Source organism: Micromonospora sp. WMMD735 (assembly GCF_049178995.1).
Lineage (GTDB): Bacteria > Actinomycetota > Actinomycetes > Mycobacteriales > Micromonosporaceae > Micromonospora > Micromonospora wenchangensis.
In genome coordinates, this window is record NZ_JBMHMJ010000002.1 from 150,302 (window position 1) to 164,630 (window position 14,329).

13 protein-coding genes, 1 tRNA gene and 1 pseudogene are annotated in these 14,329 nt (G+C 70.2%); 10 read left to right on the forward strand and 5 right to left on the reverse strand.

All coding sequences use genetic code 11. The features are described from left to right. Positions 1 to 111 precede the first annotated feature (111 nt). The 7 genes from ACN268_RS01060 to ACN268_RS01090 all read left to right on the forward strand — a co-directional run bounded on the left by ACN268_RS01060 (position 112) and on the right by ACN268_RS01090 (position 6,495). Complete coding sequence (locus ACN268_RS01060) at positions 112 to 1,035, forward strand: ParA family protein (RefSeq protein ID WP_088644512.1); 924 nt, start codon at positions 112 to 114, stop codon at positions 1,033 to 1,035. Between the two features lie 140 nt (positions 1,036 to 1,175). Next, on the forward strand, positions 1,176 to 2,075 hold the full coding sequence (locus ACN268_RS01065; protein WP_421486786.1) for a segregation and condensation protein A: 900 nt from the start codon (positions 1,176 to 1,178) through the stop codon (positions 2,073 to 2,075). Positions 2,076 to 2,401: 326 nt separating this feature from the next. Then, complete coding sequence (gene scpB / locus ACN268_RS01070; RefSeq protein WP_421486787.1) at positions 2,402 to 3,232, forward strand: SMC-Scp complex subunit ScpB; 831 nt, start codon at positions 2,402 to 2,404, stop codon at positions 3,230 to 3,232. Then, complete coding sequence (locus ACN268_RS01075) at positions 3,219 to 3,989, forward strand: pseudouridine synthase (RefSeq protein ID WP_421481288.1); 771 nt, start codon at positions 3,219 to 3,221, stop codon at positions 3,987 to 3,989. The genes scpB and ACN268_RS01075 overlap by 14 nt, the downstream gene beginning before the upstream one ends. A gap of 183 nt (positions 3,990 to 4,172) precedes the next feature. Continuing rightward, entirely contained in the window at positions 4,173 to 4,853 is a 681-nt protein-coding gene (gene cmk, locus ACN268_RS01080; protein WP_204928589.1) for a (d)CMP kinase, read from the forward strand. Beyond that, positions 4,850 to 6,247, forward strand: coding sequence for a ribosome biogenesis GTPase Der (der, locus tag ACN268_RS01085; RefSeq protein WP_363655968.1), 1,398 nt, complete (start codon positions 4,850 to 4,852; stop codon positions 6,245 to 6,247). Before cmk ends, der begins: the two co-directional genes overlap by 4 nt. A 174-nt stretch (positions 6,248 to 6,421) precedes the next feature. Beyond that, positions 6,422 to 6,495, forward strand: a tRNA-Pro gene (locus ACN268_RS01090). A gap of 69 nt (positions 6,496 to 6,564) precedes the next feature. On the opposite strand, the gene ACN268_RS01095 is transcribed toward ACN268_RS01090, so the two are convergent. From ACN268_RS01095 to ACN268_RS01115, 5 genes and pseudogenes are all read right to left on the reverse strand, one after another. Then, a complete protein-coding gene (locus tag ACN268_RS01095) occupies positions 6,565 to 7,698 on the reverse strand; it encodes a site-specific integrase (RefSeq protein WP_421481289.1) in 1,134 nt (377 codons plus the stop codon). Continuing rightward, the gene (locus tag ACN268_RS01100) at positions 7,695 to 7,913 is read right to left on the reverse strand and encodes a helix-turn-helix domain-containing protein (protein ID WP_421481290.1); all 219 of its coding nucleotides are present in this window, start codon (positions 7,911 to 7,913) and stop codon (positions 7,695 to 7,697) included. The genes ACN268_RS01095 and ACN268_RS01100 overlap by 4 nt, the downstream gene beginning before the upstream one ends. 58 nt (positions 7,914 to 7,971) lie before the next feature. After that, a pseudogene (locus tag ACN268_RS01105) lies at positions 7,972 to 9,009 on the reverse strand (replication initiator); the annotation flags it as partial. A gap of 28 nt (positions 9,010 to 9,037) precedes the next feature. After that, positions 9,038 to 9,964, reverse strand: coding sequence for an IS3 family transposase (locus tag ACN268_RS01110; protein WP_421481291.1), 927 nt, complete (start codon positions 9,962 to 9,964; stop codon positions 9,038 to 9,040). Beyond that, positions 9,961 to 10,272 carry a transposase gene (locus ACN268_RS01115; RefSeq protein ID WP_204924187.1) on the reverse strand — a complete coding sequence of 104 codons (312 nt, stop codon included), beginning with the start codon at positions 10,270 to 10,272 and terminating at the stop codon, positions 9,961 to 9,963. Before ACN268_RS01115 ends, ACN268_RS01110 begins: the two co-directional genes overlap by 4 nt. A gap of 896 nt (positions 10,273 to 11,168) precedes the next feature. On the opposite strand from ACN268_RS01115, the gene ACN268_RS01120 reads away from it, so the two are divergent. Genes ACN268_RS01120 through ACN268_RS01130 form a run of 3 tightly spaced genes read left to right on the forward strand, consistent with a single transcriptional unit; the run spans position 11,169 to position 14,289 of the window. Beyond that, on the forward strand, positions 11,169 to 12,392 hold the full coding sequence (locus ACN268_RS01120; RefSeq protein WP_421481292.1) for an extracellular solute-binding protein: 1,224 nt from the start codon (positions 11,169 to 11,171) through the stop codon (positions 12,390 to 12,392). Between the two features lie 11 nt (positions 12,393 to 12,403). Further along, positions 12,404 to 13,375, forward strand: coding sequence for a carbohydrate ABC transporter permease (locus ACN268_RS01125; RefSeq protein ID WP_421481293.1), 972 nt, complete (start codon positions 12,404 to 12,406; stop codon positions 13,373 to 13,375). Then, the gene (locus ACN268_RS01130; protein WP_421481294.1) at positions 13,372 to 14,289 is read left to right on the forward strand and encodes a carbohydrate ABC transporter permease; all 918 of its coding nucleotides are present in this window, start codon (positions 13,372 to 13,374) and stop codon (positions 14,287 to 14,289) included. The genes ACN268_RS01125 and ACN268_RS01130 overlap by 4 nt, the downstream gene beginning before the upstream one ends. Positions 14,290 to 14,329 lie beyond the last annotated feature (40 nt).

A 14,329-nucleotide genomic window follows, 5' to 3' on the forward strand; every position in this document is an offset into this window, starting at 1 on the left:
AGTCGGCATCGGCGCGGACCTCCTGGGCGACAACCGGGGTGCGCAGCGGCGCTGCGAAGGACGTCGGAGTGTTCCGACGCCGGGTGGTCGTCGGGAGGGGGCAACGAGGACATGGCTGGCAACGGTGACCGTGCCGACGCCTGGACGTCGGAGCTCCGTGAGCAGCAGGCGTCGCTCGGCGCCGACCTGGGCCCGGCCGATCCGGCCGCCTACACGATGCGCAAGCCGATCCCCGAGCCGATGCCCACCGACCGGCACGGTCCGGCCCGGATCATCGCGATGGCCAACCAGAAGGGTGGCGTGGGTAAGACCACCACCACCATCAACCTGGGCGCGGCCCTGGCCGAGTACGGCCGCAAGGTGCTGCTCGTCGACTTCGACCCGCAGGGCGCGCTGTCGGTGGGCCTGGGGGTCAACCCGCACAACCTCGACCTGTCCGTCTACAACCTGCTCATGCAGGACGACGTCATCGCCGAGGACGTCCTGATCAAGACGGACGTGGCGGGTCTGCACCTGCTGCCGGCCAACATCGACCTGTCGGCCGCCGAGATACAGCTGGTCAACGAGGTCGCCCGGGAGATGGCCCTGGCCCGGGTCCTGCGGACCATCCGCAAGGAGTACGACTACATCCTGATCGACTGTCAGCCCTCGCTGGGCCTGCTGGCGATCAACGCGCTGACCGTCGCGCACGGCGTGCTCATCCCCCTCGAATGCGAGTTCTTCAGCCTGCGCGGGGTGGCGCTGCTGCTCGACACCATCGACAAGGTGCGCGAGCGGCTCAACTTCGACCTGGAACTCGAAGGCATCCTCGCCACCATGTACGACAGCCGCACCACCCACTGCCGGCAGGTGCTGCAACGGGTGGTCGAGGCGTTCGGCGACAAGGTCTACCAGACCGTCATCACCAAGACGGTCAAGTTCCCCGAGTCCACGGTGGCCGGTGCGCCGATCACCACCCTCGACCCGGCCTCCTCGGGGGCCCGCAACTACCGGCAGTTGGCCCGTGAGGTGATCGCGGCCCAGGCCGACCGGTAGGTCGGGGTGCACGCCGGGGCGTCCCGGACGGCGACGACGTCCGGGACGTGGACTACGGTCGTCCGGTGACCGCGCCGCCGCTCGACCCGCCGACGACCCCGCAGCAGCCGCCCGTGCTGGCCGCCGAGGTCGCCGCCGACGTGGCGACCGACCCGGCGGGGGTGCCGCAGGCCGGGCAGAGCGGCGGCTTCACCGTGCGGCTGGCGAACTTCACCGGCCCGTTCGACCTGCTGCTGCAGCTGATCAGCAAACACAAGCTGGACGTCACCGAGGTGGCGTTGCACACCGTCACCGACGAGTTCATCTCCTACCTGCGCGCCATGGGCGACGAGTGGGACCTCGACGAGACCAGCGAGTTCCTGCTCGTCGCCGCCACCCTGCTCGACCTGAAGGCGGCCCGGCTGCTGCCGTCGGCCGAGGTGGAGGACGAGGAGGACCTCGCCCTGCTGGAGGCCCGGGACCTGCTCTTCGCCCGGCTGCTGCAGTACAAGGCGTACAAGGAGGCGGCGGCGCACATCGCCGAACTGGAGGCCGTCGGCGGGCGACGCTACCCGCGGGCGGTGACCCTGGAGGCCCGGTACGCCGAGGCCCTGCCCGACCTGGTGCTCGGCATCGGCCCGGAACGGCTGCGCACGCTCGCCGTGCGGGCGATGACCCCGAAGCCGGTGCCCGAGGTGTCCATCGCGCATGTGCACCTCGTCCGGGTCAGTGTCCGGGAACACGCGGCGGTCATCGCCGAGCGGCTACGCCGGGCCGGGGTCGCCACCTTCGCCCTGCTCTGCGCCGACTGCGAGATCACCCTGGAGGTGGTGGCCCGCTTCCTGGCCCTGCTGGAGCTGTACCGGGAGGGGCTGGTCGCGTTCGTCCAGGAGGAGGCCCTGGAGGAGCTGACGGTGCGCTGGACCGGCCCCGCCGACGGTGGCGCCGACCTGCACGTCGACGAGTACGCCGGCAGCCCCGCCGACCCCGACCCGGCCGGGCCCGCCACCGACACCCCGGCCGCCGCCCCGCCCACCCCGGTGACTGCGCAGGAGAACTGATGAGCGACGAGGAGCGCCGGGACTCGCTGGCCGACCAGGCCGCCGCCTGGATTCCCCCGTGGGAGCGGCCCGCCCCGCAGCGCAAGCCCGCACCCGGCGCGCCGGACCCCGGGGTCGAGGACGCTGCCGTCCCGTCGGAAACGGACACCGTCCCCGAACTCCCCGCTGCGGCGGCACCGCCCGCAGTCGACGCTGCCGATCCCGACGCTGCCGATTCTGCTGCGGCCGGTCCGGAGACGGCCGCGCCCGAGGGCGTGGACGCTCCCGGTGTGCCCGGAACGGACCCGGTTTCCGGGCTGCCCGCGCCAACGGCATCGGCCGACCCGGTGTCGGCCGGCCCGGTGTCCGCCGACCCGGTGTCGGCCGGCCCGGCAGCGGCCGACGCCGAAACGACAGACGTCGGGACGGCCGGTTCCGAGCGTGCTGCCGGCGGGACACCCGATCCCGAACCGGGCGAGGACGTGACCGCAGCCGCCACCGCAGCCGGTGGGGCGGGTGGCAGCGACGCCGGGCCGGAGGCCGCGGGGGAGCGGGGTGCGGCGGGCGTACCGAAGCGGCAGCCGGGGGGACGACGGCGGGTGACGGTCGTCCCGCCGCCGGCACCCGAACTCGACGACGTGGAGCTGCGCGGCGCGTTGGAGGCCATCCTGCTGGTGGTCGACGAACCGGTCAGCGAACTGGTGCTGGCGCAGGTGCTGGAGCAGCCGCCGGAGCGGATCGGGCCGGTGCTCGACGACATCGCGGCCGGCTACACCGCTGCCGGGCACGGGTTCGAGCTACGCCGGGCGGCCGGCGGGTGGCGGCTGTACACCAGGCCGGAATACGCGACGTACGTGGAACGGTTCGTGTTGGACGGGCAGTCGGTCCGGTTGACCCAGGCCGCCCTGGAGACACTCGCAGTGGTCGCCTACAAGCAGCCGGTGACCCGGGGTCGGGTGTCGGCCATCCGGGGTGTCAACTGTGACGGGGTGCTCCGTACCCTGGTCTCCCGGGGGTTGGTCGAGGAGTGCGGCGCCGAACCGGACAGTGGGGCGTTCCTCTACCGGACCACCACGATGTTCCTGGAGAAGCTGGGCCTGGACTCGGTCGCCGACCTGCCCCCGCTCGCCCCGTTCCTCCCCGACGACGTAGAAGAGCTTGCCGATGCCACGCGATAACCGTTCCCCCAAGTCCGACGCCCCCGTGTACGAGGGTGCCGAGCGCCTGCAGAAGGTGCTCGCCGCCGCCGGCGTCGGTTCCCGACGTGCCTGCGAGGATCTGATCTTCCGGCGTCGGGTGACCGTGAACGGGCGGGTCGCCCAGCTCGGGGACAAGGTCGACCCCGCCACCGCCGTGATCCACGTCGACGGGGAACGCCTGCAGGCCGACAACCGCCTGGTGTACGTGGCGATGAACAAGCCGCGCGGGGTGGTCACCACGATGGCCGACGAGAAGGGCCGCAACGAGCTGGCCGAGTTCATCGGCAACCGGGTCGAGCAGCGGGTCTACCACGTCGGGCGGCTCGACGCCGACAGCGAGGGCCTGCTGCTGCTCACCAACGACGGCACCCTGACCCACAAGCTGATGCACCCGTCGTACCAGGTGCTCAAGACCTACCTGGCCGAGGTGGCCGGGCCGATCCCGCGTAACCTCGGCAAGCGGCTGCTGGCCGGCGTCGAGCTGGAGGACGGGCCGGTCAAGGTCGACTCGTTCAAGGTGGTGGACACCCTGGGACGGACCGCCCAGGTGGAGCTGAGCCTGCACGAGGGACGCAAGCACATCGTCCGGCGGCTGCTGGCCGAGGTCGGGCACCCGGTGTCCCGGCTGGTGCGTACCTCGATCGGGCCGATCAAGCTCGGTGACCTGCGCACCGGGCGGATCCGGCGGCTGACCAACGCGGAGGTCGCCGCCCTGTTCAAGGCCGTGGGTGACTGACCCCGTCTGAGCGGGTAGGTGTGCCGGTAGGCTTCCACGCGGCCGACGGGCCGGTGGTGGCGTGCGCCGCACCGGCGGCGCGGAGAGACCCGCGAGGCGCGGGATGATGGACGACGATGGACGACCGCTCGACGGCGTCGGGACGACCGGCGACCTGAGAGATACGGGCTGAGGAGGACAACGGTGGAGGAAAACGTACGGGCCGGGCGCTGCGTGGTCGCTGTGGACGGGCCGTCCGGTTCGGGTAAGTCCACCGTCTCGCGGCGGCTCGCCGCCGGCCTCGGTGCCCGCTACCTGGACACCGGTGCGATGTACCGGGCGATCACCTGGGCGGTGCTGCGTTCCGGCGTCGACCTGGCCGACGCCGCCGCGGTGGGCAAGGTCGCCGAGGAGGTCGAGCTGCGCATCGGCACCGACCCCCAGGGGTACGGCGTGACCGTCGACGGGGTGAACGTCGACCGGGAGATCCGGGGTCCCGAGGTGACCGGCGCGGTTTCCGCGGTGGCCGCCGTCCCGGCGGTGCGGGCGCTGCTCGTGGCCCGGCAGCGGGAACTGATCACCCACGCCGGCCGGATCGTCGTCGAGGGTCGGGACATCGGTGCCGTGGTGGCCCCCGACGCCGACCTGAAGGTCTACCTGACCGCTTCCGAGGCGGCCCGGGCCCGGCGACGCAGTGCCGAGGACGCCGTCGACGTCGCGGCGACCGCCGCGGACCTGGCCCGCCGGGACCGGCTCGACTCCACCCGCACGGTCGACCCACTGCGGCAGTCCGCCGACGCCGTCGAGCTCGACACTACCGAGCTGGGCATCGACGAGGTCGTCGACCGGCTGCGTGGGCTGCTCACCGAGCGGGGAGTGGCATGAGCGACGGATGGGTGGAGCTGCGCGAACCGGACGTCGAGGTCGACGAGCCGACCGGTCCGCAGCCGGTGGTGGCCGTGGTGGGCCGCCCCAACGTGGGTAAGTCGACGCTGGTCAACCGGATCATCGGCCGCCGGCAGGCGGTCGTCGAGGACGTCCCCGGGGTGACCCGGGACCGGGTGCCCTACGACGCGCAGTGGAACGGCCGTTCGTTCACCGTGGTGGACACCGGCGGTTGGGAACCGGACGCGAAGGACCGGGCGGCGGCGATCGCCGCGCAGGCCGAGACGGCGGTGCTCACCGCCGACGTGGTGATCTTCGTGGTCGACGCGATGGTCGGCTCGACCGACGTGGACGAGGCCGCGGTGCGGATGCTGCGGCGCAGCGCCAAACCGGTGATCCTGGTGGCCAACAAGACCGACAACAGCGCCATCGAGTTGGAGGCCACCTCGCTGTGGTCGCTGGGGCTCGGCGAGCCGCACCCGATCTCCGCCCTGCACGGCCGGGGCTCCGGGGAACTGCTCGACGCCATCCTCGACGCCCTGCCCGAGGCCCCGAAGATCGTCGAGAACCGGCCGCGCGGCCCCCGCCGGGTGGCGCTGGTCGGCCGGCCCAACGTCGGCAAGTCCAGCCTGCTCAACCGGTTCTCCGGTGAGGAACGGGCGGTCGTCGACTCGGTCGCCGGCACCACCGTCGACCCGGTGGACAGCCTCGTCGAGATCGGCGGCGAGACCTGGCAACTGGTCGACACCGCCGGGCTGCGCAAGCGGGTCGGCAAGGCCAGCGGCACCGAGTACTACGCCAGCCTGCGCACCGCCGGGGCGATCGAGGCGGCCGAGGTCGCGGTGGTGCTGCTCGACTCCAGTGAGCCGATCAGCGAGCAGGACCAGCGGATCCTGACCATGGTCGTCGAGGCCGGCCGGGCCCTGGTGATCGCCTTCAACAAGTGGGACCTGGTCGACGCCGACCGCCGGTACTACCTGGACAAGGAGATCGACCGGGAGCTGCGCCGCATCCCCTGGGCGATCCGGCTCAACCTGTCGGCGCAGACCGGCCGGGCCGTCGACAAGCTCGCCCCCGCGCTGCGCAAGGCGCTGGAGAGCTGGGAGACCCGGGTGCCCACCGCACAACTCAACCAGTGGCTCACCGCCCTGGTGCAGGCCACCCCGCACCCGGTGCGCGGCGGCCGGGCCCCGAAGATCCTCTTCGCCACCCAGGCGGGTGTCTCCCCGCCGCGGTTCGTGCTGTTCACCACCGCGCCGTTGGACGCCGGCTACCAGCGTTTCGTCGAGCGCAAGCTCCGCGAGGAGTTCGGCTTCGAGGGCAGCCCGGTGGAAATCTCGGTACGCCCCCGCAAGAAGCTCGGCCCCGGCGGTCGGGGCAAGGCCCACGGCTGACCGTCACCGGACGAGGGCTGCCGCTCCTCCCTCGGGGGAACGGCAGCCCCCTTTCCTAGGATGCTCTAGGGGTGGTGGCGGTGCGCACCGGCGCGGCGGGGGGCTGTGCGCGCGGTGCGAAGATCCTGCGCTAAGCTGTACCGGCTGCCGCGGGGGAAACCACGCGGGGAGCATCGGGACGTGGCGCAGCTTGGTAGCGCACTTGACTGGGGGTCAAGGGGTCGTCGGTTCGAATCCGGCCGTCCCGACGCAGCTCAGAGGGCATATCCGATCGATGGATATGCCCTCTTCTAGTAGCTGGGTGACCAACTGAGTGACTACGCCTCAGCGTCGAAGATCCGGTCCATGGCGACGGCACCGCCGAGGAGCACCGGCCGTAGTTGGTGCCGGTAGACGCTCTCGGTGACGGTAGTGCCGGAGTGCCCGCAGAGGTCTGCGATCTGTTCGATGCTCACGCCGCTGTCGGAGAGCAGCGAGACGAAGCTGTGCCGCAGCTCGCGGGGTGTCCAGTCGCGCGGGTCGAGGCCCGCTCTGGCGACGACGGGGCGAAAGGCCCGCAGCACGTTGTGCCGGTCGAGGGCCGTGCCGGCGGCAGAGACGAAGACGAGCCGGTCAGCGGAAGGTTGGCCCTGGTGCTCGTGGTGGGTGGTGAGCGCGGTGACGCACCGGGCCGGCAGGGCTAGGGTGCGACGCGATTTCCTGGTCTTGGTGTCGCCGTCGGCGCGTACCGAGCGCCAGACCTGGATGGAGGGCGGCAACGGCGGTTCGTTGGCCGGCTTGCCCTTGAGGTCGACGTGAGCCCAGGTGAGCGCCCGCAGTTCCTCGGTACGGGCACCGGTCAGCAGTGAAACCACGATGTAGGCGTGCAACGGGCTGCCCTCCGCAGCCACCAGGAGCGCCTTCGCTTGACCGAGGGTCAGCGACTTGGAGGGACGGCCACCGCGACCGGTGGGAACCGTGCACAGCGCGACGACGTTGCGCTTGACCTTGTCCCGCGCCATGGCCCGATTGACCGCGCGGTTCAGCAAGGAATGGAGGAGCCGAAGGGTCCGTGTGCTCAGGTGTTGGGCCTTGCCCATGAGCCATCGGTCGACATCGGTAGCGGTGAGGTCCCGCAGCTTCCTTGCGCCGAGGTCACTGACGATGTGGGAGTTCACCAAGGTGGAGTAGTTCGCCCTTGTGCTGTCGGACTGCCGGCTCAGGCCGTAGGCCAGCCAGTCGATGAGAGCATCGGCAACGGTCTGCCCGTCCTTGACGAGGGCCAGGCCGTCTTCGTAGTCGCGGATCTTCTCGCGGAGTTTGGTGCGGGCTTCGGTTTTGGTTTTGCCGCTGCCTTTGCGCACGATGCGCTTGCCGGCTGGGGTGTAGCCGACGGTGAGGGTGGCGATCCAGCGTTGCCGGGATTCGTCCCAGTGCAGGCCGCCTTCTCCTCGGGCACGGCGTTGGGTCATCGGGTTCCTCCCTTCTGGGCTTCCTGTTCGAGCAGAGTGACGTAGGCAGTGATGGCGGCGGCGGAAACAAGGCGGGTGCGACCCTGCCGGACTGTGCGCAGCCGACCGGCGCGGATCTGTTCGTAGATCACGGAGCGGGACAGGCTGAGCAGTGTCATGGCCTCGGGAATGCGGTAGAGCGCCTTTCTCTCAGGTGCGGTCAGGGTGGTGGGCAAAGGCTTCCTCTCCTCGGTTCGTCGGTCGACCGTCAGTCCGGTGCTGAATCGGGGCGGGTCAGGTAGCAGCGGTTAGCTCCTCTCGGGCGATCTGTTGTCGCTCGCGGGCCATGGCGGCGGCGGTGTTGGCGAGGAGGGCGTCACCGGTGGTGTGCCAGCCGACGCCGGCGAAGGTGAGGGTGCCGACGATCAGGGTGGTGTCGTCGTGCTCGTCGACGAGCTGGCCGCCGGTCGGGTGCGCGTGGTCCTGGTCCTCGTGCTGCCGGTGGTGGCGGCGGGTGTCGCGCAGGAGTTGGAAGGTGACGGAATACCGCCGGGCCTTGGTGAGGAAGTGGCCGCCGAAACCGAGCATGTGCGCCCAGCGACGCAGGCGGGCGTAGGGGTTGGTCGTCGGTCTGTTGGCCGGTTTGGTGTCAAGGGCGGCTTGACGGTGGGCGACGCAGACAGGGCAGGCGGCGTACAGGGTGTGGGTGCCGCAGTCGGGGCACTCCCAGCGGCCGACGAAGCCGGGCCGGGGCCGGTGGTCGCGGGGCCGTTGCCAGAGGGGCACGGAGGTGCCGGTGGGTCGGCCGATGCGCCAGCAGGCGTCGATGAGGCGGGCGGTGTGGTCGCCGTCGGGGTCGGCGTGGTCGCCGATGGTGTCGGCGGTGAGCCTGACGGAGCGGTGCCCGGTTACCTCGGTGCTCTTGGTGGCGTACTTGGCAAGGTAGCCGGCGACCATGCTGTCGGTGACCTCGCCGTGGCCGGTCAGCGTGATCGGGCGGATGTCGAGCTGCTCGCCCCAGGCGATCGGCCAGCCGTCGGGCCGGTCGGGGTGGGCGGGGGTGGCGAACGCGACCTGCGCGGCGGCGTGCCGGAGCGCGTCGACGAGGTCGGCGGTGGTGAAGGCGGCCGGTGGTGGGACGACGGCGGCTGGGTCGTCGGGGTCGACGCCGTCGAGGCGGACGAGGGCGTGGAAGTGGACCGCGCCGCGTGCCTGGAACTCGGCGGCCTTGCCGTGGGACAGCCGCACGGGCGGGACGGTGCGGGTGTTGCCGGCGGCGGTGACGACCTGGACGCGGGGAATGCCGCGGTGGCGGGCGAGTTTGGCGAGGTGAGGTTCCCCCGGTTTGCCGGAGGGTTAGTTACCTGGCGCCGGTGGGCTCAGGCTGAACGATAGCCGTCTGGTCGTGTCGGGCCTGGTGGGTGTGCCAGGCGGTTTCGTACTCGTCTGGGGATCGCCAGCCGAGGTCTTTCTGGATGCGGCGGGTGTTGTACCAGCCGTCGATGTAGGTGAAGATCGCGTTCTCGGCCTCGTCGCGGGTGCGCCACGAGTTGCGGTAGACCAGTTCGATCTTCAACGTCGACCAGAAGTTCTCCATCAGGGCGTTGTCGTAGCTGTCGCCGACCGACCCCATGGAGGGCAGGATGCCGTTGTCGGCCAGGCGTTGGGCGAAGCGGAACGACGTGTAGTTCGACCCGCGGTCTGAGTGGTGGATCAGTTGGCCGTCGCGGACGTCGCGGGACCAGATGCCGTATTCGAGGGCGCCGAGGATCAGGTCGGTGTCGCAGCGGTCAGAGCAGCGCCAGCCCACGATGCGTTTGGAGAACACGTCCCGGACGGCGGCGAGCCAGAACACGCCCTCGCCGCAGGGGATGCGGGTGGCGTCGGCGACCCACAGCCGGTTGGGCGCCGCAGCGGTGAACTGCCGGTTCACCAGATCGGGAGCCGGTGTCGCCTTCGGGTTCGACCGGGTCGACGGGATGCGCCACTTCTTGCGCAGGAACGCCCCTTGCAGGCCGGCGGTCCGCATCAACCGCTCCACCCGCTTGCGACCCACCTGGCGGCCCTGCCGGCGCAGCATGGCGTGCACCCTTGGACTGCCGTAGGTGCCACCCGATACGTCGTGGATCTCCGCGATCTCCACCGCCAGTTCCGCATCCTCCCGCCGCCGAGCACACGGGTTGGCGGCCTGGGCGAGCCAGCCGTAGTAGGTCGACGGGGCGACGTTGAGGACCCGGAGGACGGGCTCGACCCCGAAGCGATCGCGTAGCTCGTTGACGAGCGTCACGACCGTCGCCGGGTCGGGTCGAGTTCCGAGGCGAAAAAAGCCGACGCGGCTTTCAGGATCTCGTTGGCCCGCTTCAGCTCGGCATTCTCCCGCCGTAGCCGGCGCAGCTCCTCAACCTCCGAGGTCGTCGGCCGGTCGTCACGCTGACCGCGGTCGGCCTCGTCCTGGCGGATCCAGTTGCGCAACGCTTCGTGATGCACACCAAGCTGGCGTGCCAGCTGCCGGATCACGGGCTTCGGGTCCGACTCCCGATACAAGCGCACCGCACGTTCACGCAGCTCATCGGGGTACTTCTTCGGTGCTGCCACGGATGACTCCCTTCAGCTCCATCAGAGCATGATCGAAAGCCTCCGAGCTGCCGGGGGAACCTCAGTTCGAATCCGGCCGTCCCGACAGACGAAAAGCCCTGATCAGCGAGAACGCTGATCAGGGCTTTGAGCTTTTCTTGGGGGATTTGAACGCCCCCGGTCCCCCGGTTAACCGGTGTCGGCGACCGGCCCGTCAACTGCCGTGCGCGGGTGCTGGCCATCGCGAGCTCTCTCTGGCTCTGCTCGCCATGGCACTTTCTGCGATGCTCGTCTACATGCCCTGTTGCCTGCCCCGTCCCCGGAACATGACAGCCGGGCATGGCAGGAGCATCGCCATCCCGAGCGCCGGGTAGGTGTGCGGCGGAGAATGCGGGCCGCATGGTAAGCCGTCGGCGAACCCTCGGATCGACCCGGCGACTCAGGAGCCGCCTCGGGTCGCCGGGACGGGCTCGTCGGTCAGCCCGGCCGCCAACGGTGAGGCGACCCGGTCACTTGCTCTCTCGGCCCCCGATTCGCCGCCGTCCGGTGATACCACCCCGTCGTAGTTGTAGACGACGAGCGTGGCGCGATCACGTTGGTGCTGCTTGGTGGTGCGTCAGCCTGCTCTCCGGCTGAGCCGAGCGCTGAGGCTTCAGATCACGCAGCCTTGGCTCTCAGCCCTGAGAAGCCGCGGAGAGTAGCGCCTCTCGTCGATGCGTTTAAAGAACCCACCCGATGGAAGAGGTATCTATCGGCATCCATCGAGGGAGACGACGTTGACACACGGTAGACGGCCCACGGCGGTGCTGATGACCCTCACCCTTGCTGCTACGACCGCACTTGCCGGTTGCGGCGGCGTCGGTGGTGGCGGAAGCGACGCGGGCGGCGCAGCGAAGGGTTCCGGGACACTGACCACGATGGGTTTCGGCCTGTCCGACGAGATCGCGGAGTCCCGTGTCGACTCGTTCAGGAAGGCCAATCCGGATGTCAGGCTGACGATCACCGAGGGCAGTTTCGACGAGCAGCAGTTCCTCTCCGCCGTCGCCTCGGGTAGCCCGCCCGACCTGGTCTACCTGGATCGGAAGCTGATCGGCACCTACGCCCGTAGCGGTGCGGTCCAGCCGCTGACGGACTGCGTGCGGGAGCAGGGCATCGACCTGGGGCAGTACCGGCCGGACGCGCGAGCCCAGGTCACCCTGGATGACACCGTCTACGGCATCCCGGAGTTCTCCAGCGTACGGGTGCTCTATCTCGACGAGACGGTGCTCGAACAGGCTGGGATCAGCGCCGACCAGGCCGACGTTGCCGACTGGGCGGCCCTGCCGGCGCTGGCGACCAGGCTGGCCCGGGTGGACGGCGGCAAGGTCACCCGGATCGGCCTTGACCCGAAGATCCCGGAGTTCCTGCCGATGTGGGTCCGGGCCAACGGCGGGGAGATGATCTCCGCCGACGGCCGGACCGCGAAGCTGGACGATCCGTCGGTCGTCGAGGCGGTGCGGACCACCACCTCGCTGATCCAGGTGCAGGGCGGCTGGGGCAACGTCAAGTCCTTCCGGGACACCTTCGACCTGTTCGGGGCGAAGAACCCGATCGCGGGACACCAGATCGGGGTGTGGCCGTTGGAGGACTGGTTCCTCAACCAGATCGCGAAGAACTCCCCGGACGTCCCGTTCGTCGTCAAGCCCTTCACCGACCGCCAGGGCAAGCCTCTGACCATGGCCAACGGTCAGGCATGGGTGATCCCCAAGGGCGCAAAGAACCCGGACGCCGCCTGTACCTTCGCCAGAACGGTGACCGCCACCGACACCTGGATGACCGCCGCGAACGCACGACTGGCGGCCCGGAAGGCGCAGAACCTGCCGTTCACCGGCGTCTGGACCGGCAACATCCCCGCCGACAAGAAGATCTTCGACGAGCTCTACCAGCCCAGCGGCAGCCCCCGGTTCGACGACGCGGTGCAGGTGATCCGGGCGGCCCAGGATGCCGCGTTCTCGCTGCCGGCGTCGCCGGCCGGCGCCGAGTTCGACAAGGCCTGGACCGATGGGGTGAACCGGGTGCTGTCCGGGCAGGCGCAGCCGGCCGACGCGATGCGCCGCGCCCAGCAGGAGGCCACCGCCGCGCTCGACCGGGCGTCGAAGTAGCAACCGCAGCCATGACCACCCCTACCACCGACACCGCCGGAGACGCTGCCCGCCCCCGGCCCACCAGGCGGCCCCGGATGACGCCGACGGCCCGCCGGGAGGCCCGCTGGGCGTACGTCTTCCTGCTGCCGTGGATCGTCGGCTTCCTGGCCTTCACCGCCGGCCCGATGGTCGCCAGTCTCTGGCTCAGCTTCACCGAGTACGACGTGATCAACCCACCCCGGTTCACCGGCGGGGACAACTACCAGCGGCTCGCCGCCGACCCGCAGGTGCTGCGCAGCCTGACCAACACGATCTACTACACGCTGCTGCACGTGCCGCTGACCATGGCGCTCTCGCTCGGGCTGGCCGTGCTGCTGCGCCGGGTCGGTCGCTGGCAGGGTTTCTTCCGGACGGTGTTCTACCTGCCGGTGATGACCCCGGCGGTGGCCGTCGGCGTGCTCTTCCTGCTGCTGCTCAACACCCAGAACGGTCTGGTCAACCGGGCGCTGGGCCTGGTCGGCGTCGACGGTCCGAGCTGGACCACCGACCCGGACTGGGTGCTGCCCGGCATCGTGCTGATGAGCCTGTGGAGTCTCGGCTCCAGCGTGATCATCTATCTGGCGGCGTTGCAGAACGTGCCGCGCGATCTCTACGAGGCGGCTGAACTCGACGGCGCCGGTGGCTGGGCACGGTTCCGCCACGTCACCCTGCCGATGATCTCCGGCGCGCTGTTCTTCACGTTGATCGTCAACACCATCGCCGGGCTGCAGATGTTCACCGAGGTCTACACCATGTACTTCGGCAACCGGCAGAACGCCGGGTCCTTCAACAGCGACGCGGCCAGCTTCTACGTCATCCGGCTGTTCCAGGAGGCGTTCCAGTTCCTGCACATGGGCTTCGCCTCCGCGATGGCCTGGGCGCTCTTCCTGGTCATCGCGCTGATCACGCTGGTTCAGGTCAGGTTGTCCCGCCGGTTCGTCTACTACGAGGGGGACTCGTGAGCATCGCGGTGCGCCGGGGCGTACCCGGGCAGGTGTCGGGCGCGACGGGAGGGCGGCGACCGGCGGGTGTCGGGCGGGACGGGCCGTCGTGGTGGGCGCGGGCGCTGCGGCTGGCCGCGCTGCTCGGTGCCACGGTGCTCTTCGTGGCCCCGTTCGTCTGGCTGGTCGCGGCGTCGCTGCGCCCCCGGGCGTACGTCTTCGACACCGGCTTCCTGCCGGTGCCTTTCGCGCCGGAGAACTACCGGACGGTGTGGCAGGCCGTCCCGCTGGCGCAGTGGCTGGGCAACAGCCTGGTGGTGTCGCTCGCCGCCGCCGCTGCGGTGACCATCTCCAGCGCCTGGGTGGCGTTCGGTTTCGCCTATTTCCGGTTCCCGGGGCGCAACCTGCTGTTCGGGCTGGTGTTGGCCACGATGATGCTGCCGTTCGCGGCGACGATGATCCCGACCTACCTGATCTGGTCGGAGGTGGGGCTGGTCGGCACCCAGGTGCCGCTGTGGGCGGGCAACCTGTTCGGCTCGGCGTTCTACATCTTCCTGATCCGGCAGTTCCTGCTGTCGTTGCCCCGGGAGTACTTCGAGGCCGCCCGGGTCGACGGCGCGAGCTACCCGCAACTGTTCTGGCGGATGGCCTTCCCGCTGATCCGCCCGGCGCTGCTGGTCGCGTTCGTGTTCGAGTTCAAGGCGAGTTGGACGGACCTGCTCAAGCCACTGATCTACCTGCGCGACGAGCCGCTCTACACCCTGCCCCGGGGGCTGAAGGTGATGGTCGACCGGTTCGGCTACGGCGGTGAGCACCAGCAGTGGGAGGTGCTGCTCGCCGGGACGGTGATCTCCACCATCCCGATGATCGTGCTGTTCTTCCTGGCCCAACGGCACTTCGTCGAGGGCATCGCGACCACCGGCCGCAAGGGCTGAGACGGCTGCGGGGCCGACGACCTTCCCGACAGGAGGATGA